This is a genomic window from Streptomyces sp. NPDC059740, assembly GCF_042733155.1.
GTDB lineage: Bacteria > Actinomycetota > Actinomycetes > Streptomycetales > Streptomycetaceae > Streptomyces.
This window is the reverse complement of the sequence record NZ_JBHWGP010000012.1, coordinates 159,758-182,908: the sequence shown is the minus strand read 5'-3', so window position 1 is coordinate 182,908 and position 23,151 is coordinate 159,758. Positions and strand designations below refer to the sequence as shown.

Genomic DNA, 23,151 nt, shown 5'->3' with positions numbered 1-23,151 from the left:
CTCTCGTGGAAGGAACCTGCCGTGCCTCTGTGCCCGCAGGCCTACGCCCTGGCCACGCACGTCCCGCTCGCGGTGAACGTGCTGGACGCCGGTTCACTGCTGACCGCCTTCGGGGCGACGGGCGTGGCCGTCGTCCTGTTCGCCGAGACCGGCCTCCTGGTCGGCTTCTTCCTCCCCGGCGACTCACTGCTGTTCACCGCCGGACTCCTGTGCGTCCCGGCGGGTGGCCGAGTTCACCTCTCCCTCCCCCAGGTCCTCGTGGCCGCCGTCGTCGGCGCCCTCGCCGGCGCACAGTCCGGCTACTGGATCGGGCAGCGCGGGGGGCGCCCCCTACTGGCCCGCAGCCGCGCACGGCGACTCCGTGCCGGCGCTGCCCGCGCCGAGGAACTGCTCGGCCGGTACGGACACGTGAAGGCCATCGTGCTGGCCCGCTTCATCCCCGTCGTGCGCACCGTGCTCAATCCCCTCGCCGGAATCCTCGAGGTGCCACCTGGGCGTTTCGCCCTGTGGCAGGCGGCGGGCGGCGTCCTGTGGACGGTCTCCCTGGTGGTGGCCGGATACCTCCTGGGCTCCTCGGTGCCCCACATCGATCACTACCTGCTCCCCCTCGTCGGCCTCATCGTGGTGATCTCACTCCTGCCGCTCGCCGGTGAGATCCGCAGGGGCCGGCGCGAGGCAGCCGCCGGACGCGGTACGGGCGGTGTCCTGTGACACAGCCGGAACCGCGATTCTTCGACGACGGCCTCTACCTGGACGTGACACACCTCACCCGCCATGTCCCGGCCGCCTTCAACAGCGCCGTCTCAGTGTGGACGGACTTCGGGCTGGGACTGTTCGCACTGCTCATGGTCTTCGCGTGGTGGCGCGCGCGCCGCGCGGGCCGCCCCATGGTGCCGGTGTACGCGGTGCCCGTGGTGGTCGTGCTCAGCTACGCGGCGAACGACCTCTTCAAAAGCCTCGTGGACGAGCAGCGCCCATGCCAGGTCCTCCACGTCGCCACTGTTCAACCCTGCCCCCCACTCGGTGACTGGTCCTTCCCGAGCAACCACGCCACGGTCGCCGCAGCTGCGGCCGTAGCGCTCCTGCTGATCGACCGCCGGGTCGGCCTGCTCACCGTCCCCGTGGCCCTGCTCATGGCGGCCTCGCGCGTCTGGGTGGGCGCGCACTACCCACACGACGTACTTGCGGGGCTTGTCATCGGGGCTCTTGCCGCCACCGCGCTGACCCGGCTCGCGTTGTCGGCGCGCTCCCGGTCCGCCTCACGGCAGGACGCCGCGCCGGCCGGTCAGGTACAGACGCCGTGAGCCATGCATCCGGTGCCGCCACCGCGGACGCGCGCCGTGCCGGGCGCCGGCCAACGATCGCCGGCTGGGTGGCGGTCGCTTCCGCTGCCGCATTCCTGCTGCTGACGGTGTCCGTGCTCGTCACCGACGGGGATCCGTTGCCCGGTGACGTCCCACTGCACCTCTGGGCGCTGCATCACCGAGGCACCGCGATCCGCCGGGTGGCTCGTGCGGTCACCGCGTCCGGTACGGGCATCTGGCCGTACCTCCTGGCCCTCGCCGCCGGCCTGATCGGTACGCGGAACGGACCGGATCGGCTTCGTCGCGCAACGCTTGCCGTAGCCGTCCTCGCCACCGGCCAGGCGATCCGCTTCGGCCTCATGGAGGCGCTCGCCCGCCCTCGCCCCGCCCGCACCGACTGGGCCACCCACGCCTCCGGGCTCTCCTTTCCCTCCGGCCACAGCACCACCTCCGCCCTGGTGGCGGGACTCCTGTGCTGGGCCCTGGCACGTTCGGCACATCGCACCCTCGCCGGAGTCGCGCAGGGGGTGGCACTGGCGTGGGCTCTCGCCGTCGGGCTGACGCGGATCCAGCTCGGCGTCCACTGGCCCAGCGACGTGCTGGCCGGCTGGTGCCTGGCCGGCGCCTGGCTGGCGTTCCTGGCAGCGCTGATGGCCAGGCTGAAAGCGCTCCCGCAGTCCGCCACCACCACTGACTGAACCCCTCGGCAAAAGAGCCCGGCCGGACACAACGGCACCCGGGTGGGAGAGTCATGCGCTCTTGGGCGAGCCCTTTGTCCACCAATAAGACGACATGCCGCATCGGCAGGGCCGCTTGCCCCCGGGGCCGCCGCCTGTTTCTCCCTCGCCCTCCGCCGCCTCACCCGCCGCTTCACCGGGCCGCACGAACCTCGGAGAACCACCGTGAAGATCACTTTTCTCATACACAACGTCTACGGCGTGGGCGGCACGATCCGCACCACCCTCAACCTCGCCGCGGCCCTCGCCGACCGCCACGAGGTGGAGATCGTGTCGATGTTCAGGCACCGCACCGAGCCCCGCTTCACCGTCGACGAGCGCGTGCGGCTCATCCCCCTGGTGGACCTGCGTCCCGGCTCAGCCGACCTCGACGATCCCCGTCTGCAGCAGCCGGCCGAGGTGTTCCCCAAAGAGGAGAAGCGCCATCGCCAGTACAGCCGCCTGAATGACGACCGGGCACGGGAACACCTGCGAGCCAGTGATGCCGACGTACTCATCGGCACCCGTCCGGGCGTCAACGTCTACCTCGCCCGCTTCGGCCCCCGGCGGGCCACCCGCATCGCCCAGGAGCACCTCACCCACGACGCCCACAGCAAACGACTGCGCGCCGTACTCGCCCGCGAATACGGCCGGTTGGACGCCGTCGTCACCACCACGGAAGCCGACGCAGCGGTCTACCGCTCCCGGATGAAGCTGCCCGGCGTCCACATCACCTCCGTGCCCAACAGCGTCCCCGACCCGTGCGCCGCACCGTCCGACGGCACCGCCAAGGTGATTGCCGCAGCGGGGCGGTTGACCCGGGCCAAGCGCTTCGACCTGCTCATCGACGCCTTCACCGACATCGCCTCGAAGCATCCCGACTGGACATTGCGCATATACGGGGAAGGCACCGACAAGGCCCGCCTCCAGACGCTGATCAGGGCGCACGAACTGGGTTCTCAGGTAGAGCTCTCAGGGTTCCGTTCCCCCATCGAGGAGGAGTTCGCCCGGGCGTCGATCGTCGCCGTGGCCTCTGACGCGGAGTCCTTCGGCATGACCATCGTGGAGGCCATGCGCGTCGGGGTACCCGTCGTCAGCACCGACTGCCCGCTCGGCCCCTCCGAGATCATCCGCGACGGCGTCGACGGCCGCCTCGTCCCCACCGGCGACCGCGACGCCCTCTCGGCAGCCCTCCTCGGCCTCGTCGAGGACAACGCTGCGCGGCGGCAGCTGGGAGAGGCGGCCCTGCACTCCGCGCGGCGATACGACCCGGAGCGCATCGCCGCGCTGCACGAGGAACTCTTCACCCGTCTACTGGCCACCCGGCCCCACCGCAACCGGGCACGTCGCCGAGCCCGGTTGCGCAGTCTCGCGCGGCGCCTGCTCAACCGGTGAAGGCGTGAAGTGCGGTAAGGGATGCACCACTTCGCCTCACCGGGTGCACCCGAACGCACAGCCGTCCGTCGAGGGCCCCGGACAGCCGAGGCCACACGGGTTGTGCTCCTCACAAAGAGCCCGTTGCGCGGATGCCGAGGACTCACCAGGCGCATGCCGACCCCCGCCCGCGTCACGCCGGCCGCTCGCCTTCCGCGCCCCGGGCAGACGCCGGCCGACGCGGGCAGCGGTCTCCCGCAGCCAGATGTGCGCGGCGTCGTGGGTGTGCACCGGATGCCACCACAGGGCCTCCTGGAGGGGTACGGCTTCGTAGGGCGGCTCGATGACACGGACGGCGGCGAGCGGCGCCAGCAGGCGGGCCAGCCGCGCCTGGATCAGCGCGATGCGGCGGGTGCCGGCCACCAGCAGCGGCAGCGACTGGAAATTGTCGACGGAGACCTCGACCTGCGGTTCCACGCCGAGCATGCCGAGCTGGCGGACGGCCGGGGCGTCGTAGGTGCGCTGGTAGGTGACCCAGGGCAGCCGCGCCAGGTCCTGGCGGGTGAGCGTGTCCCCGACACTCGGGTGGTCGTCGGCGACGAGGAAGACCCAGCGGTCGCTGTAGAGGTCGGTGGCCGGGAAGTCGTTGATGACGCCGTGCGGCATGAGCAGCCCGTCGACCGTGCTGAGCAGCGTCGCCGTGTCGTCGACGACCGAGGCCGGGGTCTGGCTGAAACGCAGCCGGATGCCGGGGGCCTCCTCGTGCACGACGCGGGCCAGTTCGGCGCCGAAGACCGAGACGGCGTAGTCCGAGGCGACGAGCTTGAACTCGCGGGTCTCGTGGGCCGGGTCGAAGTCGGCCTGGCTGGCGAAGAGGCGCTCCAGCACGTCGTACGCGGTCGAGGTGCGGTCGAGGAGGACCTGTCCGAGGGCGGTCAGCTGGTAGCGGCCGCCGACGCGGGCGAGCAGGTCGTCGTCGAAGTGCCGGCGCAGGCGGGCCAGCGCGGCGCTCATCGCGGGCTGGCTCAGCCCGACGCGCTGGCCGGCGCGCGTGACGTTGCGCTCCTCGAGCAGTGCACGCAGGGCGACGACGAGGTTGAGGTCCAGGCGGGCCAGGTTCACGGGCTTTCCCTGCTGTTCGAGGCGACCAGGGTCGCTGCTTGGGGCGGCCGGAGACCGCTGTGCGATGCGGCGCGGACTGCTGTGCGGCGCCCGACCAGCGTAAATCTGTCTCGCGGATGGAATCCATCCACATAATCGATTTCCCTGATCCCTGGTTGCGGGTCCAGATTGGTCCCACCGCAACCAGGAGGACGTGTCCGTGAAACCTGCTCCCGCTTCCCCCCTCTTCGCCGGCCCCTTCGCTCTTGCGACGCTCTCGGCTCCGCCAGGGCCGGCGTTCCCCGCGCTGGTGACGTCCGAGGAGCAGGTCGTGGACCTGCGCCTCGCCCTCGGCGACGAGCGGTTGACGATCAGGCGCCTCCTGACGGACTGGCCGTCCGTCCTGCCGCGCCTGCGGGAGCTGGCCGACGGCGGCGCGACGGTACGCGGGCCGCTGGCTCAGTTCCGGGTGCACGCACCGGTCGAGCCTCGCCAGGTCTTCCAGTCCGGCGCCAACTACCGCCGGCACGTCATCGACCTGCACGTAGCGCACCGCGCGCCCGGCGACGAGCGCCCCGAGGAGGAGCGGCGGGCCGAGGCCGCGGAGCTCATGGACCGCCGCGCTGCTCAGGACCTCCCGTACGTCTTCCTCGGCCTGCCGAGCGCGGTCACCGGCCCGTACGACGACGTGGTGCTCCCGCAGTGGGCCGAGAAGCCCGACTGGGAGCTGGAGTTGGCGGCCGTCATCGGGCGGCCCGCGCACCGGGTCGGCGTCGAGGAGGCGCTGGAGTACGTCGCCGGGTACACCATCGCCAACGACCTCACCGACCGCGCCGGCGTCTTCCGCCGCGACATGCCGCAGATCGGCACCGACTGGCTGCGCAGCAAGAACGCCCCCGGGTTCACCCCGCTCGGCCCCTGGATCGTGCCCGCCGAGTCGGTCACCGACCCCGGCGATCTGCGTCTGGTGCTGAAGCTGAACGGTGAGACGATGCAGGACGAGTCCACCAAGGACATGATCTTCACTGTGGCGCGGATGGTCTCCTACGCCTCACAGAGTGCCCGACTCCTCCCGGGAGACCTGGTGTTGACGGGCTCCCCGGCCGGCAACGGCATGCACTGGGGACGGCTGCTGCGGGACGGCGACGTGATGGACGGCTCCATCACCGGCCTCGGTGCCCAGCGCACCCGCTGCGTCGCCGAGGGGGTGGCCTCGTGAGCCTGGACCGGACCGACCCCGAGGGTGCGATCGCTGAGGCCGCCAAGGCGTGCTCCAACTGGGGGCGTTGGGGCGAGGACGACGTGCTCGGTACCCTCAACTTCCTCGACGAGGCCAAGCGCCGCGAAGGCGCCGCCCTCGTCCGCCGCGGCACCAGCTTCTCCCTCTCGCAGCGCTTCGACATGGACGGCCCGCAGAAGGGCTGGCGGCGCCGTACCAACCCCGTGCACACCATGCTGGACACCGGCGCCGACGCGGCCCTGGGCAGTCAGGGCTTCCCGCACGGGCTCGGCGGGGCCGACGACGTGATAGCGATGCCGCTGCAGTGCTCCACGCAGTGGGACGGACTCGGCCACATCTTCGACCACGGCAAGGCGTGGAACGGCCGGGACGCCGCCACCACCGTCACCTCCGACGGCGACCTCGTCACCGGCATCGAGCACATGGCCCCCTGCGTCGCCGGCAGGGGCGTGCTCCTCGACGTCGGCCGTGAGGTGGGCGAGGCCGGTGAGCTGCCCGACGGCTTCGCGATCACCGAGGAACACCTGACCGCGACCGCCGCGGCGCACGGGGTGACGGTCGGCCGCGGTGACCTCGTCCTGGTACGCACCGGGCGCCTGGCCCGTGCCCGGCGCGAGGGCTGGGGCGAGTACGCGGGCGGGCCCGCACCCGGCCTGTCCTTCACCACGGCCGGCTGGCTGCACCGCACCGAGATCGCCGCGATCGCCACCGACACCTGGGGCTTCGAGGTCCGGCCCAACGAGTTCGACCACGCCTTCCAGCCCCTGCACCAGGTCGCCATCCCCCACATCGGCCTGCTCGTCGGTGAGATGTGGGATCTGGACGCACTCGCCGCGGACTGCGCCGAGGACGGCGTCCACGAGTTCTGGCTGACCGCCGCGCCCCTGGCGATCACCGGTGCGGTCGGCTCGCCCGTCAACCCCATAGCCGTCAAGTAGCCACCGGCGACGTGCCGTTCACCCACCCAGCGGAACAAGGGAGTTTCCCATGACACCTCCGCGCTCACCCCGTACGGTCCTGGTCATCGGCGGCGGCGCGGCCGGCAACGCCGTCACGATCCTGCTGCGGCGTGCCGGAATCACGGTCGACCTGATCGAGGCGAAGGACGACTGGAACGCCACCGCGGGCTCCGGCATCACCCTTCAGGGCAACGCCCTGCGCGTCCTGCGCGCACTCGGCGTCTGGGAGGAGGTCGAGAAGTCCGGGTTCGGCTTCGACGCGGTCGGCATCACCGCGCCCGACGGCACCGTCCTGCACGTGGCCGAGGACCTGCGCACCGGCGGCGACGACCTGCCCGCCACCGTAGGCATGCAACGCCCCAGGCTCCAACGCGTCCTGATCGACGCGGTCCGCGCGAGCGGCGCCCGCGTCCGCCTGGGCGTGCGTGCGGAGCTGCTGGAGCAGTCCGCCGGCGAGCCCGGTGTCACCGTGCGCTTCAGCGACGGCGGCGAGTCCCGCTACGACCTGGTCATCGCCGCCGACGGCCTGGGCTCCACCACCCGCGCCGCCATCGGCATCACGGACCGGCCCCAGCCCACCGGCATGGCCATCTGGCGGATCGCCGCACCCCGCCCGGCCTCGGTCACCCGTACCGACCTCGCCTACGGCGGCCCCGCCTACATCGCCGGCTACTGCCCCACCGGCCCCGACACCCTGTACGCGTACGTCGTCGAGGCCAACCGCGACCGCGCCACGATCCCGGCCGGCTCCTACGCCGACGAGATGCGCGCACTGGCCGAGCACTACGGCGGCCACTGGCCGGAGATCACCACGCACATCACCGATCCGGCGCAGGTCAACTACACCTGGTTCGACCGGATGCTGGTCGAGGGTTCCTGGCACCGCGGCCGGGTCGTGCTGGTCGGTGACGCCGCGCACTGCTGCCCGCCCACCCTGGCCCAGGGTGCCGCCCTGTCCCTGGAGGACGCCCTCGTCCTGGCCGAACTGCTCACGGCCGCCGACGCCGCGGGCGAGGACTGGGACGACGCCCTGCTCCAGAGGTACTACGAGCGACGCATCACCCGGGTACGCCCGGTCGTCGAGGCGTCCGTGCAGATCGGGCAGTGGCAACTGGACGGGGACCGCGACGCCGACGTCCCGGGCCTCATGGGCCGCACGATGGCGCTGCTGCGGGAGCTGCCGTGAACCACCTCGCCCCCACCGTCGACGTGCACGCGCACGTCCTGCTGCCCGAGATCGAGGCCCTGGTGGAGGGCGCGCCCGGTCACGCCGAGGCCCGCGCCCTCGACGCGCGCCGCAACGGCCCGGCCGCGCTCGCGGTCAACGGTCCCATGATCGGCGAGCGGATCCCCCGCCTGACCGACGTCCGTGCCCGCATCGCGGCGATGGACGACCAGGGCGTGGACGTCCAGCTGGTCAGCCCCTCCCCCTCGCACTACCACTACTGGGCGGACGAGGTGACGGCCGATACGGTGTGCCGGCTGGCCAACGAGGCCACCGCCGCCCACTGTTCGGCAGCGCCCGAACGGCTGCGGGGCCTGGGGCTCGTACCGCTCCAGCATCCCGGCCTGGCCGTCCGCGCCCTCGACCACGCACTGGAGCAGGGTCTGGCGGGAGTCGAGATCTCCTCGCACGCCCCGGGCCGCGAACTGTCCGATCCCGCGTACGAGCCGTTCTGGGCCCGGGCGCAGGAGAGCGGCGCGGTCCTCTTCCTGCACCCCTTCGGCTGCACGCTCGACGAGCGCCTGGACCGGTGGTACCTGTCGAACAGCGTCGGGCAGCCCGCCGAGAACGCCGTCGCGCTGTCCCACCTGGTCTTCTCCGGCGTCCTCGACCGGCACCCCGGTCTCACACTGATCGCGGCGCACGGCGGCGGATACCTGCCCACCCACATCGGCCGCGCCGACCACGCCTGGTCGGCCCGCTCCGACGCGGGGGCAGGCTGCGCGCACCGGCCGAGCAGCTACCTCAGGCGTCTGTTCTTCGACTCCCTCGTGCACGACCCCCACGTACTGCGGGAGTTGGTGCGGGTCGCGGGCGCCGACCGGGTGCTGCTCGGCTCGGACTTCCCCTTCGACATGGGCAGCGAGGACCCGGTCGGCGCCCTGCGCGCCGCCCACCTGACCGATGCCGACTTCCACGCCGTACGAGGCGCCAACGCCGCCGCACTGCTCCGTCTCCGGAAGGACTGACCCCCATGACCGCACGCCTGCTCACCCACCTCCGGCACGTCGACCTCGCCGTCCCCGACTACGACAAGCAGCTCGACTTCTACGCCGGCGTCTGGGGTCTGACGAAGGTCGCCGAGGACTCCGGGATCTCCTTCCTCGCCGCTGAGGGCTCACCGGAGCAGTACGTCGTCCGGCTGCGCAAGGCCGGGGAGAAGCGCCTCGACCTCGTCTCGTACGGGGCGGCGAACGCGGCCGACGTCGACACCCTCGCCGAACGGCTTCTCACCGCCGGCGTGCAGGTGATAACGCAGCCGGGGAAGGTGGCCACCCCCGGCGGCGGATACGGCTTCCGCTTCTTCGACGTCGACGGCCGCACCATCGAGGTCTCCGCCGACGTCGAGGTCAGGCAGCACCGCAGGATCGAGGAGAAGGAGTCCATCCCGGTCAAGCTCTCCCACGTCGTCCTCAACTCCCCCGACCTGAACCGCACGCGCGAGTGGTACGAGCGCCACCTGGGCTTCGCGCTCTCCGACACGCTGTCCTCGCCCCGCATGGGTGAGGTCATGCACTTCATGCGGATCAGCAACCAGCACCACTCGATGGCCATCGCGCAGGGCCCGCACACCGCCCTGCACCACGTCTCCTTCGAGATGCGCGGCATCGACGAGTACATGCGCGGCTCCGGCCGCGTGACGCGCGCGGGCTTCAGGAAGATCTGGGGGCCGGGTCGCCACATGGCGGGCGACAACACCTTCACCTACTTCCTCGACCCGCACGGCAACACCGTGGAGTACACCACCGAGCTGGAGTGTCTGGACGAGGACACCTGGCACCCGCACGTCTATGACTTCTCCCGACCCGAGGTCACCGACCAGTGGGGCACCGCCAACCCCATGAACGAACTCGTCGCCAAGGAGTCGTTCAACGACGTCGACGGCGGCGTCTTCATCGCTCCACCGGTCTGAGGCCACCCGGGTTCCGGGGACGCGGCGGCCCTGCCGACCGCCCTGTCGCCGCCCAGCCGCGCCCCCGGCGCCGCACTTGCGCACGCGGGGCCGGGCACCGGGGCCGCGGCAACGTGGGCCCACGACCCGACGAGCATCCCTCGCCCGAACACATCCCGACGGAGCCGCACCATGCGTTTCGCCAGCTACGAACACCACGACCGCCGCCGGGTGGCGGTCGTCGAACAGGACGGCACCCTTTTCCCGCTGCCCGGGGTCACCTCGCTCACCGCGCTGATCCGGGAGACGGGCGGCCTGTCCGGGCTGCTGGCCGCCGGATCGGCGTCCCTGGACCTGCCAGGCGGCCCGCACGTCTCCCGGGTCCGGCTGCTGCCCCCGCTCCAGCCCACTTCGGTACGGGACTTCGTCGCCTTCGAGGAGCACGTCGAAGGCGTGCGCAGGGCGGTGGACGGCGTCGCCGGGGTCCCCGAGCAGTGGTACGCCGCCCCCACCTTCTACTTCACCAACCCGCACTCCGTCCACGGCACCGGCGACGACATCCCGATGCCCCCGGGGTCGTCGGTCCTCGACTACGAGCTGGAGGTCGGTGCCGTCATCGGCCGCGCGGGCCACGACCTCACACCCGAGCAGGCCCGCGACCACATCGTCGGCTACACGGTCCTCAACGACTGGTCCGCCCGTGACCTGCAGTCCGCCGAGATGAAGGTCGGTCTCGGCCCCTGCAAGGGCAAGGACACCGCCACCACACTGGGCCCGTTCCTGGTCACCGCCGACGAACTCGACGCGTACCGCGACGCGGACGGTTTCCTGCGCCTGGCCCTCACGGCCGAGGTCAACGGTGAGACGATCGGCAGGGACCTGCTGTCCAACATGAGCTGGACCTTCGAGGAGCTGGTCGCGTACGCCTCGCGCGGCACCCGCGTCGTCCCCGGCGACGTCCTCGGGTCCGGCACCTGCGGCAACGGCGGCTGTCTCGCCGAACTGTGGGGTCGGCGCGGCAAGCAGTCCCCGCCCCCGCTGAAGCCCGGTGACACCGTCACCCTCAGCGTCGACGGCATCGGCACCGTCACGAACACGGTCGTCGCCGGTGAGGACCCGTTCCCGCTCCCCGCGGGTCGCCGCAAGGGCAGGGAGCGGCCGTGAGCGACCGCCACGCCAGGCGGCTCCTGGGCAAGGTGGTCGTCGTCACGGGCGCCGCGCGCGGCCAGGGCGCGGCCGAGGCTGCCGCCCTCGCCCGCGAGGGCGCCCGCGTGATCGCCACCGACGTCACCGAGGCCGAGGGCATCCGCCCGCTCGACGTCACCGACGAGGCCCAGTGGGCCCGACTCGCCACGGAACTGGGGGACGCCCACGGTCATGTCCACGGCCTCGTCAACAACGCGGGCGTCACCTGGCGGGCCCGCATCGGCGAGGTGAGCGCCGAGGACTTCGCGCGCGTCCACGCCGTCAACGTCACCGGCCCGCTCCTCGGCATCCAGCACCTCACGCCCTTGATGACCGCCGGCTCCTCGATCGTCAACGTCGGCTCCTCCGCGGCACTGACCGCCCACTACCCGGTCGCGTACACAGCCAGCAAGTGGGCGCTGCGCGGCCTGTCCAGGACGGCCGCGCTCGAACTCGGCCCGCGCGGCATCCGCGTCAACACGATCCACCCAGGCTTCATCGAGACGGAGATGACCGCGTCGGCGGCTCCCGCCTTCCGCGAGAGCAACCTGCGCGAGACCCCCCTCGGTCGCACTGGCACGGTCGACGAGATCACCCCGCTCGTCACGTTCCTGCTCTCCGAGGACGCCTCCTTCATCACCGGGGCCGAGATCCCCGTCGACGGCGGCAGCACCGCGCACGGCGGCGCCAAGTCGATCTCCGACGCCCTGCGCCCGGGAGCGGACACCCGTGAAGCGCCTTGAGGGCTGCGGGTGCGGCCAGGTCACCCGCCGTGAGACCGCGGCGGGGAGACACGCAGGGACTCGGCCCGGAGGCGGTGCGCCGGCGGCCGGCCACCGGCCGTCAGGCCCGCTGACACGAAGGAACGGCGTCCCGCAGGGAGTGTTCGTCGGCGGGGGCCAGCCAGAAGAAGACGGGCGGCAGGAGGAGTTCGATCACCGTCAGCGCGACCTGGAACCACTGCGGCGGCCCCTGCACGGCGAGCGAGAGAAGCCGGCCCACGCCTCCCAGCAGGAAGACGCCGGCGAGCCACCTGACGACCGCGGCCGGAACCGGGCGCTGACGCGCCGCCCAGACCCAGGCCAGCCCGTACCCCGCGAAGTTGGCGCCCATGAACCGGCCCCAGCTGTCGATCGTCGGACCGGCGGACCCGGCCCCGGGGATCGCCGCATTGCCGAGGGCCAGGTGGTAGAGGCCGATGACCACGCAGGCCCAGCCCATGACGTGCGCAAGCATGCGCAGAGTCCTTGCCATGACATGTCTCCCGCCGTCCGCGACGCAGCTTGGTTGACACACGTCTCATAGAGTGGATTCACTATGAGACACGTGTCAAGTAACCTGGACCTGTGCCGCCACGTCAGCGCCTGAGCCCAGAAGCCCGACGCGCCCAGCTCCTCGGGGCAGCCGCGCACCTCTTCGCGCGCCACCCGTACGAGGAGGTGATGATGGAGCACGTCGCCGAGGCGGCCGGGGTCTCCCGCGCCCTGCTGTACCGCCACTTCTCCAGCAAGGCCGCTCTCTTCGCGGCCATGTACCAGCAAGCGGCCGATCGACTGCTTGTCGAGACCCGCCTTGAGACCGGGCTCCCCCTGGCGGACCAGCTCGCCCAGGGAATGGACGTGCACCTGGACTACTTCACGGCGAACCGCAACACGGTGCTCGCCGCCAACCGGGTCCTCGCGGGCGACCCGGTGATCCGGACGATCATCTCCAACGAACTGGACGTGCTGCGCGAACGGTTGATGACCGTGCTCCCACTCGCCGACGAGAGCGTGCGCAGCACCGTCTCCGACGTGCTGAAGAGCTGGCTTGTCTTCGTCCAGGTCCTCTGCGTCGACTGGCTCGCCCATGAGACCTGCCCACGCTCACGACTGCGCGACATCTGCGTCGGCGCGGCGCTCGGGGCGCTGCGGCCGCTGCTGGGCGAGGACCTGATCCCTCACGGCGAGTCAGCGTCTCCCGAAGCGGCGGGGTGAGAGGCGCCCCTGAAGGCAACCCGGCCCGGCCTTCCCCGTTCCTCGGCCCGGCCGATGCTCCGGCCACCGGCAAAGGCGGCTGCCGGGACGTCGCTCTGCCGGCGTTCGGGGACCGAACCCGCAGAGGCCGACGGGGCCGCCTGCACGCGGGGCCGGCTCCGTACCTCCACCAGCCACTGCCACGCCTTGCCCGCCATGGGGACGCTCGATCACCCGGGGTCCGTCCTGCGCGGGCTCCCGTCTCACCCACGCAGCACACGGGGAAACGGCGGCGTCCCTCCTCACCGACGGCGGGAGCCCGCTCCGCCGCTCAACGCACTGTGCGCACGGGCAGGATGGCCAGCGCACCACCGAGACACACCAGGGAGGCGGTGATCAGCACGATCGTGTGGTCGTGCCCGCCGCCGACCGAGATGAGCAGCGCGCCGAGCGCGGGCGCGAAGATCTGCGGGGCCGACATCGCGATGTTGAAGATGACGCCATGTCGCGGCCGATGGCGGCGCCCATCTCCTCGATCAGGGCCGTGTCGAAGGTGGCGGCCCAGGCCGGCGGGGTGGGGTAGACCGTGGCCTCGAAGGCGGCGAATCCGGTGAGGCACTCGTCGTGGGCATTGGCTGGTACGCCCAGGCGTGTGGCGCACAACGCCCGCTGTACGCGGGCGAGTTCGACGCGTCCCTCCTCCGGGCCCAGGGGGCGCGTGTCGTAGGGGCGGGTGAGGTGGCCGATGCCGTGGGCGAGCGCCGTGGACTCGCTCGGGCGCGCGGCGAGAGCTTCCTCGATCGGGGCGACCCGGGCGTCGCCGCTGCCGACGTTGGACTTGCCCCAGTAGCTGTCGAGCTGGGCGAGTTTCTCCTCCCGCGCCATCTCGGCCAGCCGGTCAAGAGGTCCCGGCCACCTTCTTCACCCTGCGGAACGGATCGTTCCGTTCCGACTACGCAGCGCCCGCATGTGGCGCAGGTCACTCTTGACAGGGGTAGAAATCGTAGATCCTATAGGAAATGAAGAAAGGGAGCCGATGCTGACTCACACCGCGGAAACCTGGCCGATCGCCGCCGCCCTGCTGCAATTCCCGAACACCGGGCCCGATGGCGTCTCCACACAGGACCAGCCGGCGGAGCAGTGGGTGCAGACCCTGCAGGAGGTAGCCGACGCGGGCTTCACCGAGGTCGATCTCACCGATGGCTGGCTGCGTCCGGGAGACCTCGCCCCCGCCCGGCTCGAGGAACTGCGGGACACCCTCAAGAAGGCCGGCCTGACCGCCCCCGCCATCTCGGCGATCCGCCGCAGCGTCATCGACCCGGCCGACGGCGACGACAACCTCGCCTACTCGCACCGCACCATCGACGCGGCCGCCGCCCTCGGTGTCCCCCTGGTCTCCTTCGGTCTGCACAGGCCCCTCACACCGGAGCAGCAGTCCGTGCTCTGGTTCTGGACCGTGCCGGGCCCCAAGGACCCGGTCGGCGACGAGGAGATGTGGCGCAAGGCCGTGACCCGGTTGCGTGACCTCGCCGACCACGCCGCCTCGGTGGGCATCGAGCTGTCCTTGGAGATGTACGAGGACACCTACCTGGGCACCGCGGACTCTGCGGTCGCGCTGCTCTCCGACATCGAGCGGGACAACGTCGGGCTCAACCCGGACCTGGGCAACCTCATCCGCATGCAACGCCCCATCGAGTCGTGGGAGTCGATGGTCACCAAGACGCTGCCGCACGCCAACTACTGGCACGTCAAGAGCTACTACCGCGTCGAGGACCCGGCCACCGGCACCGTCCTGACGTCTCCGGCCCCCATGGAGTCCGGCTTCGTCAACTACCGGCGAGCCGTCAGGATCGCCCTGGAACACGGCTTCGACGGCGCGTTCTGCGTCGAGCACTACGGCGGCGACGGCCTCAGTGTGTCCGCCGCGAACCGCGACTACCTGCGCCGCATCCTGCCCCGCCGTTCCGCGGCCTGAGCCTTCCCGGACCTCCACCGACGCACGCCCCGCACGACAAGGAACCACCGCCATGACCAGGCTGTACACCGACCCCTCCCGCTTCAGCGAGGATCAACTGCGAGGATTCGCCGCGGCCTACCCCGAGCACGCCACTCTCGTGCCCGGCGGCGTCATACGCAGCAGCCCGCTGCGCGCGGGGCAGGTCGCCGTCGTCGTCGGCGGCGGCTCCGGGCACTACCCGGCCTTCAGCGGTCTCGTCGGCAGCGGGTTGGCCGCCGGCGCGGTCGTCGGCAACATCTTCACGTCACCCTCCACCCGGCAGGCCGAGTCGGTGGCGCGTGCCTGCGAGGCCGGCGGCGGTGTCCTCTACTGCTTCGGGAACTACGCGGGCGACCGCATGAACTTCGGCATGGCGCAGGCCCGGCTGCGCGACGCGGGCATCGACACCCGCACGGTCCTGGTCACCGACGACGTGGCCAGCGCGCCCGCCGAGCGCAGCGAGGAACGGCGCGGCATCGCCGGGGACTTCACCGTCTTCAAGGTCGCGGGCGCCGCGGCCGAGGAGGGCCTCGACCTGGACTCCGTCGAGGCCGCGGCCCGCCGTGCCAACGCGGCCACGTACTCCTTCGGCATCGCCTTCGCCGGCTGCACCCTGCCCGGCGCCGACACCCCGCTGTTCCGCGTGCCCGACGGAAAGATGGCGATCGGTCTCGGCATCCACGGCGAACCCGGCGTCGAGGACGCCGACATGGCCGACGCCCCGGCAGTCGCCCGCGTCCTGGTCGACCGGCTGCTCGCCGAGCGGCCGAAGTCGGCCGGTACCCGCGTGGCCGCGATCCTCAACGGGCTCGGCGCCACGAAGTACGAGGAGCTCTTCCTGCTGTGGGGCCACGTCGTCGAGGCACTCGCCGGAGCCGGGCTGACCGTGGTCAGGCCCGAGGTCGGCGAGCTCGTCACCAGCCTCGACATGGCCGCGTGCTCACTGACCCTGATGTGGCTCGACGAGGACCTGGAACGCTGGTGGTGTGCGCCTGCCGACGCCCCCGGATTCCGCCGAATCCCGCTCCCCGAGGCCCCGGCCGGGCCGCGGGTGCTGCCCGAGGCGGTGCCCGGGACAGCGCTCGTCGAGGGCGACGGGCCGTCGCGCAGCGCCGGGGCCACCGTCCTCACCGCACTGCACGCCCTGCGGAGCGCACTGCACGAGGCCGCCGACGAGCTCGGCCGGATCGACGCGGTCGCGGGCGACGGCGATCACGGACGTGGCATGACCAAGGGCGTCGACGCGGCCGTCCGCGCCGCCGAAAAGGCCGACTCAGCGGCGGCGGGCGCACGTTCGCTGCTCAGCGCGGCCGCCGACGCCTGGGCCGACGAGGCCGGAGGTACCTCCGGGGTGCTGTGGGGCGTGGGTCTGCGCGCCCTGGCCCAGGAACTCGGCGACACCGGACCGGTCGACGCCGTACGCATGGCCGCCGGCGCCCGCGCAGCCTTCGAGGCCGTCACCTCCCTCGGCGGCGCCAAGCCGGGCGACAAGACCCTGGTCGACGCCCTCGGCCCGCTCGTCGACACCTTCACCGCGGGCGTCGCCCACGGAGACACCGCCGAGGCCGCCCTCGGCAGGGCCGCGGCCGAGGCGAGTTCCGCAGCCGAGGCCACCGCCGCACTCACCCCGCGCCTGGGACGCGCCCGGCCGCTCGCCGAACGCAGCGTCGGCACCCCCGATGCCGGCGCGCTGTCGCTGGCGCTCTGCGCGCGCACCCTCGCTGCCCTCTTCGAGAAGTAGCCGCCTGCTTCACGAAGCTGCGGCACGGAGCAACACCCCTACCAGGAACAGGAACCACCATGGGTCACCCCGACCGGACCACCCCTGCCCCGCTGCGCCTCGTCATCGGCAGCGACGACGCCGGCCACGCCTACAAGGAAGCCCTCCGGGCCGACCTCGAGGCCGACCCCCGCGTCGCCTCCGTCACGGACATCGGGGTCGGCAAGGACGACCACACCGCCTACCCGCACATCGGTGTCGCGGCCGCGCGGCTCGTGGCCGACGGCAGCGCGGATCGGGCGCTGCTGTTCTGCGGCACCGGCCTCGGCGTCGCCATCAGCGCCAACAAGGTGCGCGGCGTCCGCGCCGTGACCGCCCACGACAGCTTCTCCGTCGAACGCGCCGTGCTCTCCAACAACGCCCAGGTGCTCACCATGGGCCAGCGCGTGATCGGTCTGGAACTGGCGCGCCGCCTCGTGGGCGAGTGGCTCGGCTACCGCTTCGACGCCGCCTCTCCCTCCGCCGAGAAGGTCCGGGTCCTGGACTCCTACGACATGGGCGCCGAGGAGAGCGGCGCGGCCGGCTCAGGCTGCTGAGCCCCGGCGCCGCGCGGGACGGCCCGCGCCTCTCGCTCGCCCGATGCCTCTTACAACGACGTAAGGACACCCCAGCATGCTGGCTCAGATCGCCCTGCCTGTGGCGGCCGCGCCCTGGACGGGGCACGACACCCGGCTCCTCGCCATGGTGGCCGTCGCCATCGGTGTGATCGTCTCCCTGATCACGCTGTTCGACCTCCATCCCTTCATCGCCCTGATCGGTGGTTCCCTCGTCCTGGGCATCGGCTCGGGCACCGAACTGGCGAAGGTCGTCGAGTCGTTCAGCAACGGCATGGGCGCGACGCTGGGCTCCACCGGCGCACTCATCGCACTCGGCGCGATCCTCGGCAAACTGCTCGCCGACTCGGGCGGCGTCGACCGCATCGTCGAGCGCCTCGGCTCGCGCTCCGGGCCTCGCGTGCTCCCCTGGTCGATGGCGCTGATCGCCGTGATCATCGGGCTGCCGATGTTCTTCGAGGTAGGTCTCGTCCTGCTCATACCCATCATCGTGGTCATGTCCAAGCGGACCCGTACACCGCTGGTCCTGCTGGCGGTGCCCGCCCTGGCCGGACTCGGCACGCTCCACGCGTTCGTGCCCCCGCACCCCGGCCCCCTCGTGGCGGTCAGCGCGCTCAAGGCGGACATCGGCACCACGTTGGGACTCGGCCTCCTCGCAGCGATCCCCACGGTGATCGTCGCGGGACCGCTCTACGCGAAGTTCATCGCCCGCCGCGTGCACGCGGAGGCACCGGCCGAGCTGGTGGAGACCCTCATGGCCGCCCAGGAGGACAACGGCACGGCCGGCGTCCGCGCCCCGGGATTCGGCACCTCGCTCGGCGCGATCGTGCTGCCGGTCGCCCTGATGCTCGCCAAGTCGATCGCCGACATCGCCTTCCCCGGCAACGCCTGGTACAACCACGTGCTCGACTTCCTGGGCACGCCGCTCGTGGCCATGTTCCTCGCCGTGCTCTTCGCCATGACCGTCTTCGGCTGGGGCCTCGGCCGCAGCCGGGCGGAGGTCCGCTCCATCGTGACCGCGGGGCTGCCCGCCGTCGCCGGCATCCTGCTCATCGTCGGCGCGGGTGGCGGCTTCAAGCAGCTGATCGTGGACACCGGTGTCGCCGACGCCATCGGCAAGGCCGCGGCCGAGGCCCACATGCCGCACCTGGTGCTCGGTTGGCTACTGGCCGTGCTGATCCGGCTGGCCACCGGCTCCGCCACCGTCGCCACCACCGCCGCCGCGGGCATCATGGCACCCATGGCCGCGGGTGCTCCGCCGGTGGAGGCCTCGCTCATCGCGCTGGCCGTCGGCGCCGGTTCGCTGTTCTTCTCCCACGTCAACGACGCCGGCTTCTGGCTCTCCAAGGAGTACTTCGGCATGAGCGTCGCCCAGAACATCAAGACGTGGTCCGTGCTCTCGACGATCGTCGCCGTCATGGGCCTGGCCATGTCGCTCCTCATGTACACCGTCCTCGTCTGAGGCCGTCACCAGGCGTAGCGAGACACTGTTCCCCGCGGTCCCACCCGGCCGCGGCCCGCACGAAAGAGGCTCTTCATGTCCACCGACACCACCGCCCCCGTCACCGCAGTCCTCGGCCTCGGCGCCATGGGTCTGCCGATGGCCACCCACCTCTCGGGGGCCTTCCCGGTTCGCGCCTTCGACGTCTTCGAGGAGCGCCGGACTCTGGCTGCCGAGGCCGGTGCCACCCCCGCCGCGACACCCGCCGCCGCGGTCGAGGACGCCGACGTCGTCGTCATCGCCGTACGCGACCAGGAGCAGCTCGAGTCCTGCCTGTTCGGCGGCGGCCTCGTCGAACAGGGCGCCGAGGGTGCACTGCGCGAGGGCGCGGTCGTCGTCGTCACGTCCACCGTGGGTGTCGACGGCGTACAGACCGTGGCCGCCCGCCTCGCCGAGCGGGGTGTACTCCTGGTCGACGCTCCTGTCAGCGGGGGCGCGGTACGGGCCGGCACCGGCGAGCTGCTGATCATGGTCGGCGCCGACGACACCGCGCTCGGCGCCGCCCGCCCGGTGCTGGACCGGCTCGCCTCGAACCTGCACGTCGTCGGCCCGCGGATCGGCGACGGCCAGATCATGAAGACGGTCAACCAGCTGCTGTGCGGCATCCACACCGCTGCCGCCGCGGAGTCCCTGGCACTGGCCCGTGCCCTCGGGATCGACCTCGACCGTGCCGTCGACGTACTCGGCCAAGGTGCCGCCGCGTCGTTCATGCTCGCCGACCGTGGCCCGCGCATGGTCCAGCAGTACGAGGTCGCGGAGGACGGCACCGGCGGCCCCGAGCTGCGTTCCCGGCTCGACATCATCCGCAAGGACATGAACATCGTGGTGTCCCTCGCCAAGAAGGCCGGAGTGGCCACGTCCGTCGCCGCCGCGGCCGACCAGCTCTACCAACTCGCCATGAGCCAGGGCCTCGGCGGGCAGGACGACTCGGCGCTGGTGACCCTGCTGTCCCCGCGCACCACGAGCTGAGTCGACGACGGGAGGCGTGCCGACCGGTCGCACCACTCCCCCGGTTAAGCTGAAGACCGGCGCACGGGTGCGCTCAGCTGGGACAACAGGACCCTGAGGCGAGGGCCACAGCGGAAAGAGGCGACGATGGGAGCAGTCGGCAGACAGGTGCGCCCGACCGGGCTCGGCAGGACCGTGCTGATGGACGAGGCGTATGAGGCCCTCCTGGCCCTCATCCTCGACGAGGGACTGGACCCGGGCACGCCGCTGCGCATCGACACCATCGCGAAGGACTGGGGTGTTTCGCCGACACCGCTGCGTGAGGCGCTGGCCAAACTGGAGAACACGGGCCTCGTGCAGCGTGTGCCGCACCGCGGCTACACGGTGGCTCCGCTCCTGGACGACGCCGGTTTCCGCGAACTCATGGCGGCCCGGTTGCTCATCGAGCCGTACAGCGCGCGCCAGGCGTGCGAACGGGACGCGGCCGGAACCACCCGGGTTCTCGTCGAGCACCACAGGGAGATGACCTCGGCCGCGGACCAGCGGGAGACGGACGACTTCCGTGCCTACATGCAGGCCGACTCCGCTTTTCACGCCGCAATCGCCGAGGCCGCGGGCAACCGCTTCCTCGTCGCGGCCATCGATCCCCTGGGAGCCCACATCCAACGCTTCCGTCGCTTCACCGGCGGCCGCATCACGGACACGGCGGAAGCCCTTGCCGAACACGCGGCGGTGCTGAGCGCCTTCGAGGCGGACGACGCGGCGGCGTGCGAAGCGGCGATGCGCACACATCTGGAGGGCGTGGCCCACCGCTCCTTCGGCCACTGATCCCAGGCCCCTGTCGCCCGCTGCGGTGCGGCTCGAGCGACTTACCCGCCGAAGAAGCTCAACCGGACGTGAGGGTTGGCGTTGTCCACGTCCGTGTCTGCCAGGCTCCGTTGAGGCAACCCCGGCAAGAACCTACGCAGCCGGGCGTCGCCGCAGACCAGAGCCACGGAGAGGGCCAAGTTCTGCCGGAGGTCCCGAGCCCTGAGCGACCTGTTCTCCTACGCCAGGCGCGGATCGCGACGGCCCTGCCCGACAATTTCGCCCACGGCTGCGTTTGCACGGCGGCGAGCGTTCGCCTCCCTCACCGAATTCGTTCGAACACCTCCTCCTACGCTCGGCTGCGGTGCAGCGCCAGCTCCTCGGGAGGGGGCGTAACCGAGACCCATCACCATCTGTACGCATCCTCGCCCGCCGGCCGGGGCGCTCAGCAGCCTGCGCAGCCGTGGGTGTTCCAGCGGCTGGGTGGCGAGTCCCGTCGAGAGATGCGCCAAGGTGGCGGCGAGGAAGACCCTCTCCGTGGCCTGTCCGGCCACGAGCCAGTGAGCGGACCCGTCCTGCTCCGTGGTGACCAGCGCCATCCGGGGTGCTGGTCGAAGTCGGTGGTGGCGCGCTCACTGCCGGTGCCCCCGGGCGAAACCCCGTGCCGGGCCACGGGTGATGTCTGCTGCGGGGCCCCACCGCCGTACGGGAGGCCCTGTCGTCGGTGCCCGTCTCGGGTCCGAGGCCCGCCCGCGTCCAGTGGCGCTCGTCGGGCTCCTCCTCCTCGGCCTCCGCCTCGGCCTCGTCCACGAGGTCGAGCACCATGGCGTTCTGCCGTTCATCGGGAGAGACCAGCCTCGCTCCTTCCCCTGCCGCCTCTCCGGCAAGCGCGAACTTCACCTCACCCGGTATCACCGCGTCCTCGAAGGGGAAACGGCTGGTGTGGCGGTGTGCGACCGCCGGATGCAGAACCGCGAGGACCTCGTCCCCCACGCCCTGTTGCGAGGTGGACAGCGACCACCAGGCCCGGGTCCGACGGGTCGGGAAGCAGTTCCACTCACACCTCGTTCCGGGGTGGGCGGCGGCCACCCGCAGGTAGAAGAGGACGGCCCCGCAGCCCAGGTACGGCCCCCGGCGGTCCGGGGCCGCGTGCGGCATCGTCCGGCTGGGGTCGGCACGCACCCCGATCACGGAGTCGACGCGGCGGTGCCGGAACCCCAGGGCTGGGCCTCGTGCATCGACGGCGCCGCGACCGCGTCCCCGACCAGGGCGCCGGCTGTCTCCTCCGCTATCGGTCTGGGCATGGACATCGCCTTCCTGGCTCGTCGAGGTCGACCGTGCACCGGCGGAACGCCGTCTGCTCCTCGTCGGGCGACCACTTCCGCCCGTGACCGCGTGCACACTGTTGACCACCGGTCGCTCACCGTGCGTGCCGTCCCGGGACGGTACCGCTCCGTCGTCGTACCTGCCCTGCACTTCACGGGTCCCCGCCTGCGGCCAAATCCCGCCTCGCCGGTCCGCATCGAGCAGGTGCGCCGTTCGGCTTCCGGTACGTGTTGCTCGACCGCGCGGACGGTGCCCCGTCCGTGGTGCCAGAGACGGGTGGCTTTGTTCACGAGAAGCGACAGCAGATATTCACCATTTCCGGAGGCGGTAACGAGGGCTGCAGCGTTCGAATTGTTCACGAGCTGCGGCAGCGCCATTGCCGATCCTCAGTGGCGGTACGCGGCTGTCGCGATCTTGATGAATGATCGGGTCAACGGGTTGGTGTCTCCTTCGTTACACACCGCCACTACTCGGCTCGGTGCCATGTCGATCAGCGGCACCATGGTGAACTCCGCAGGCAGGTCGTGTCCGAGCGGGGCCAGGCCGACCGTGCCGTTCCACAGCACAGCCTGCAGGCATTCCTGGACGACGCGCACCACTGGCCCCTCCCGCGGCCTGCCACCGTTCCAGTACGACTGCCAGATGGGGTCGGTGCCCTGCGGGAACTGGAACCACCGGCGGTCGCGCAGCTCGGCCAGCCGCAGTTCATCGCGGCGGGCCAGCGGATCGTCGGCGCGCAGGACCACGCCGACCGGATCGCTCCGCAGCGCACGCACCGTCAGGGCGGTCTCGTCGAACGGTGCCCGGGTGAGGGCGACGTCGACCAGTCCAGCGCGCAGTCCGCACGTCGGGTCAGTCAGATCGGCGTCGCGGATGCGGATGTCGACTCCGGGGTGGTTTCGGCGGTAGGCCGCGGCCAGCCTGGCCACTCCCGGGTCGGTGCCGTCGCCCAAGATGCCGACGGTGATAGTCGCGACGCCGGCTGCTGCGCTCACACGCACCCGGACCCGGTCGGCGTGGTCGAGTAGGGCTCGCGCCTCGTCGAGCAGCACCGCGCCCACTGGAGTGAGCGTGACGCCGGTGGTCGCGCGGGCGAAGAGCAGGGCCCCGACCTCGGCTTCCAACTGCTTGATCGCCCGGCTCAGCGGCGGCTGACTCATATGCAGTCGGGTGGCGGCCCGGCCGAAGTGGAGTTCCTCGGCGACCGCCACGAAGTAGCGCAAGGTCCGTAGCTCCACGCTGCAACGATACCCATGAGGTATCAGCACTGCCGAAGGGGTCTTGGACAC

The 23,151-nt window shown here is 71.6% G+C and carries 22 protein-coding genes; 18 read left to right on the top strand and 4 right to left on the bottom strand.

The features are described from left to right. The first annotated feature begins 21 nt into the window (after positions 1-21). The 4 genes from ACFV3R_RS17280 (at position 22) to ACFV3R_RS17265 (ending at position 3,415) form a co-directional block, all read left to right on the top strand. On the top strand, positions 22-711 hold the full coding sequence (locus tag ACFV3R_RS17280; RefSeq protein WP_385582750.1) for a DedA family protein: 690 nt from the start codon (positions 22-24) through the stop codon (positions 709-711). Beyond that, positions 708-1,304, top strand: a complete 597-nt coding sequence (locus ACFV3R_RS17275) for a phosphatase PAP2 family protein (RefSeq protein ID WP_385582747.1) — start codon at positions 708-710, stop codon at positions 1,302-1,304. The genes ACFV3R_RS17280 and ACFV3R_RS17275 overlap by 4 nt, the downstream gene beginning before the upstream one ends. Beyond that, a complete protein-coding gene (locus ACFV3R_RS17270; protein ID WP_385582744.1) occupies positions 1,301-2,002 on the top strand; it encodes a phosphatase PAP2 family protein in 702 nt (233 codons plus the stop codon). The genes ACFV3R_RS17275 and ACFV3R_RS17270 overlap by 4 nt, the downstream gene beginning before the upstream one ends. A gap of 204 nt (positions 2,003-2,206) precedes the next feature. Beyond that, positions 2,207-3,415 carry a glycosyltransferase family 4 protein gene (locus ACFV3R_RS17265; RefSeq protein WP_385582741.1) on the top strand — a complete coding sequence of 403 codons (1,209 nt, stop codon included), beginning with the start codon at positions 2,207-2,209 and terminating at the stop codon, positions 3,413-3,415. 36 nt (positions 3,416-3,451) lie between these two features. Here ACFV3R_RS17265 and ACFV3R_RS17260 read toward each other — a convergent pair whose 3' ends face one another. Further along, a complete protein-coding gene (locus tag ACFV3R_RS17260; protein WP_385582738.1) occupies positions 3,452-4,516 on the bottom strand; it encodes a LysR family transcriptional regulator in 1,065 nt (354 codons plus the stop codon). Positions 4,517-4,709: 193 nt separating this feature from the next. Between ACFV3R_RS17260 and ACFV3R_RS17255 the strand changes: the two genes are divergently transcribed. The 7 genes from ACFV3R_RS17255 (at position 4,710) to ACFV3R_RS17225 (ending at position 11,738) form a co-directional block, all read left to right on the top strand. Continuing rightward, complete coding sequence (locus tag ACFV3R_RS17255) at positions 4,710-5,714, top strand: fumarylacetoacetate hydrolase family protein (protein WP_385582736.1); 1,005 nt, start codon at positions 4,710-4,712, stop codon at positions 5,712-5,714. Beyond that, on the top strand, positions 5,711-6,673 hold the full coding sequence (locus ACFV3R_RS17250) for a cyclase family protein (RefSeq protein ID WP_385582733.1): 963 nt from the start codon (positions 5,711-5,713) through the stop codon (positions 6,671-6,673). Before ACFV3R_RS17255 ends, ACFV3R_RS17250 begins: the two co-directional genes overlap by 4 nt. A gap of 49 nt (positions 6,674-6,722) precedes the next feature. Next, positions 6,723-7,880: an FAD-dependent oxidoreductase gene (locus tag ACFV3R_RS17245; protein ID WP_385582729.1), complete on the top strand. Its 1,158-nt coding sequence runs from the start codon at positions 6,723-6,725 to the stop codon at positions 7,878-7,880. Beyond that, on the top strand, positions 7,877-8,887 hold the full coding sequence (locus tag ACFV3R_RS17240) for an amidohydrolase family protein (protein ID WP_385582726.1): 1,011 nt from the start codon (positions 7,877-7,879) through the stop codon (positions 8,885-8,887). Before ACFV3R_RS17245 ends, ACFV3R_RS17240 begins: the two co-directional genes overlap by 4 nt. A gap of 5 nt (positions 8,888-8,892) precedes the next feature. After that, positions 8,893-9,831 (top strand): VOC family protein, encoded by a 939-nt coding sequence (locus ACFV3R_RS17235; RefSeq protein ID WP_385582723.1) that lies wholly within the window; start codon positions 8,893-8,895, stop codon positions 9,829-9,831. A gap of 171 nt (positions 9,832-10,002) precedes the next feature. Next, positions 10,003-10,974, top strand: a complete 972-nt coding sequence (locus ACFV3R_RS17230) for a fumarylacetoacetate hydrolase family protein (protein ID WP_385582720.1) — start codon at positions 10,003-10,005, stop codon at positions 10,972-10,974. Then, positions 10,971-11,738: an SDR family oxidoreductase gene (locus ACFV3R_RS17225; protein WP_385582717.1), complete on the top strand. Its 768-nt coding sequence runs from the start codon at positions 10,971-10,973 to the stop codon at positions 11,736-11,738. Before ACFV3R_RS17230 ends, ACFV3R_RS17225 begins: the two co-directional genes overlap by 4 nt. A gap of 100 nt (positions 11,739-11,838) precedes the next feature. Here ACFV3R_RS17225 and ACFV3R_RS17220 read toward each other — a convergent pair whose 3' ends face one another. Continuing rightward, positions 11,839-12,249 carry a DUF4345 domain-containing protein gene (locus tag ACFV3R_RS17220; RefSeq protein WP_385582714.1) on the bottom strand — a complete coding sequence of 137 codons (411 nt, stop codon included), beginning with the start codon at positions 12,247-12,249 and terminating at the stop codon, positions 11,839-11,841. 92 nt (positions 12,250-12,341) lie between these two features. Here ACFV3R_RS17220 and ACFV3R_RS17215 point away from each other — a divergent pair, with 92 nt between their 5' ends. After that, complete coding sequence (locus tag ACFV3R_RS17215) at positions 12,342-12,971, top strand: TetR/AcrR family transcriptional regulator (protein ID WP_385582712.1); 630 nt, start codon at positions 12,342-12,344, stop codon at positions 12,969-12,971. 375 nt (positions 12,972-13,346) lie between these two features. Here the strand turns inward: ACFV3R_RS17215 and ACFV3R_RS17210 are convergent, their stop codons facing one another. Beyond that, on the bottom strand, positions 13,347-13,835 hold the full coding sequence (locus tag ACFV3R_RS17210; protein ID WP_385582709.1) for a glycoside hydrolase family 3 N-terminal domain-containing protein: 489 nt from the start codon (positions 13,833-13,835) through the stop codon (positions 13,347-13,349). 151 nt (positions 13,836-13,986) lie between these two features. On the opposite strand from ACFV3R_RS17210, the gene ACFV3R_RS17205 reads away from it, so the two are divergent. From ACFV3R_RS17205 to ACFV3R_RS17180, 6 genes are all read left to right on the top strand, one after another. Beyond that, positions 13,987-14,925 (top strand): sugar phosphate isomerase/epimerase family protein, encoded by a 939-nt coding sequence (locus tag ACFV3R_RS17205; protein ID WP_385582706.1) that lies wholly within the window; start codon positions 13,987-13,989, stop codon positions 14,923-14,925. A gap of 52 nt (positions 14,926-14,977) precedes the next feature. After that, entirely contained in the window at positions 14,978-16,687 is a 1,710-nt protein-coding gene (locus tag ACFV3R_RS17200) for a dihydroxyacetone kinase family protein (RefSeq protein ID WP_385582703.1), read from the top strand. Between the two features lie 59 nt (positions 16,688-16,746). Continuing rightward, on the top strand, positions 16,747-17,262 hold the full coding sequence (locus ACFV3R_RS17195; RefSeq protein ID WP_385582700.1) for a ribose-5-phosphate isomerase: 516 nt from the start codon (positions 16,747-16,749) through the stop codon (positions 17,260-17,262). 76 nt (positions 17,263-17,338) lie between these two features. Next, a complete protein-coding gene (locus tag ACFV3R_RS17190; protein WP_385582697.1) occupies positions 17,339-18,742 on the top strand; it encodes a gluconate:H+ symporter in 1,404 nt (467 codons plus the stop codon). Between the two features lie 75 nt (positions 18,743-18,817). Further along, complete coding sequence (locus ACFV3R_RS17185; RefSeq protein ID WP_385582694.1) at positions 18,818-19,750, top strand: NAD(P)-dependent oxidoreductase; 933 nt, start codon at positions 18,818-18,820, stop codon at positions 19,748-19,750. A gap of 126 nt (positions 19,751-19,876) precedes the next feature. Beyond that, positions 19,877-20,557: a GntR family transcriptional regulator gene (locus tag ACFV3R_RS17180; RefSeq protein WP_385582692.1), complete on the top strand. Its 681-nt coding sequence runs from the start codon at positions 19,877-19,879 to the stop codon at positions 20,555-20,557. A 1,691-nt stretch (positions 20,558-22,248) separates the two neighbouring features. Here ACFV3R_RS17180 and ACFV3R_RS17175 read toward each other — a convergent pair. Further along, positions 22,249-23,100, bottom strand: coding sequence for a LysR substrate-binding domain-containing protein (locus tag ACFV3R_RS17175; RefSeq protein ID WP_385582689.1), 852 nt, complete (start codon positions 23,098-23,100; stop codon positions 22,249-22,251). Positions 23,101-23,151 lie beyond the last annotated feature (51 nt).

Bases quoted from the DNA above. Each gene is read 5' to 3' on its own strand.
- ACFV3R_RS17245 (WP_385582729.1), top strand. From the start codon at position 6,723: ATGACACCTCCGCGCTCACCCCGTACGGTCCTGGTCATCGGCGGCGGC.
- ACFV3R_RS17235 (WP_385582723.1), top strand. From the start codon at position 8,893: ATGACCGCACGCCTGCTCACCCACCTCCGGCACGTCGACCTCGCCGTC.
- ACFV3R_RS17230 (WP_385582720.1), top strand. From the start codon at position 10,003: ATGCGTTTCGCCAGCTACGAACACCACGACCGCCGCCGGGTGGCGGTC.
- ACFV3R_RS17220 (WP_385582714.1), bottom strand. From the start codon at position 12,249: ATGGCAAGGACTCTGCGCATGCTTGCGCACGTCATGGGCTGGGCCTGC.
- ACFV3R_RS17210 (WP_385582709.1), bottom strand. From the start codon at position 13,835: ATGGCGCGGGAGGAGAAACTCGCCCAGCTCGACAGCTACTGGGGCAAG.
- ACFV3R_RS17205 (WP_385582706.1), top strand. From the start codon at position 13,987: ATGCTGACTCACACCGCGGAAACCTGGCCGATCGCCGCCGCCCTGCTG.
- ACFV3R_RS17200 (WP_385582703.1), top strand. From the start codon at position 14,978: ATGACCAGGCTGTACACCGACCCCTCCCGCTTCAGCGAGGATCAACTG.
- ACFV3R_RS17195 (WP_385582700.1), top strand. From the start codon at position 16,747: ATGGGTCACCCCGACCGGACCACCCCTGCCCCGCTGCGCCTCGTCATC.
- ACFV3R_RS17190 (WP_385582697.1), top strand. From the start codon at position 17,339: ATGCTGGCTCAGATCGCCCTGCCTGTGGCGGCCGCGCCCTGGACGGGG.
- ACFV3R_RS17185 (WP_385582694.1), top strand. From the start codon at position 18,818: ATGTCCACCGACACCACCGCCCCCGTCACCGCAGTCCTCGGCCTCGGC.
- ACFV3R_RS17180 (WP_385582692.1), top strand. From the start codon at position 19,877: ATGGGAGCAGTCGGCAGACAGGTGCGCCCGACCGGGCTCGGCAGGACC.